Below are 572 nucleotides of genomic sequence, written 5' to 3' on the forward strand. Positions count from 1 at the left end.
GCATCGTACGGTTAAAGGTCAAACGTCACGTTTACACACCCGCTCAGGTAGGTAAACGCTATGGCTATACCCAGGCCCATCATCGTGAACAGGTGACACCCTATAGTACAAGCCTCACGGATGCCGAGTGGGCTCTGGTTGCTGATCTTTTCGAACGTGACCCTGGTACCCGTGGAACTCCGCCCCGTTACGCTCGACGTAAGCTGGTCGATGCCTGCTGTTATGTGCTGCGTACCGGCTGTGCCTGGCGTCTGCTGCCCAAGACTTTTGCCCCCTGGCAGGCCGTCTACAAGTCTTTCGCGCGTTGGGTTGAAGCCGGCACCTTTGAAGCTATGCAGGATCGTCTGCGTAAACAGTGGCGCTTACGCATGGGCCGCGGCGTCCAACCAACCGCCACGGTAATCGATGCGCAATCAACCCGCGCATCGCCTCAGGGCGGCAGGAATGGTTTCGATGCCGGTAAAAAGATCAAAGGTCGAAAGCGCAACTTAATTGTTGATACGCTGGGCGTAGTCGTAGCGGTTACAGTTACCGCAGCCAGTGTCCAGGACCGTGACGCGGCTGCTGCGGTC

The 572-nt window shown here is 57.5% G+C and carries 1 protein-coding gene; it reads left to right on the forward strand.

The annotated features are described in order from the left end of the window. The coding region (locus IEX86_RS24870; protein ID WP_188868814.1) for an IS5 family transposase at nt 1-572 on the forward strand (572 nt) is incomplete at both ends.

The organism is Pseudomonas asuensis (assembly GCF_014646755.1).
GTDB classification, from domain to species: domain Bacteria; phylum Pseudomonadota; class Gammaproteobacteria; order Pseudomonadales; family Pseudomonadaceae; genus Chryseomonas; species Chryseomonas asuensis.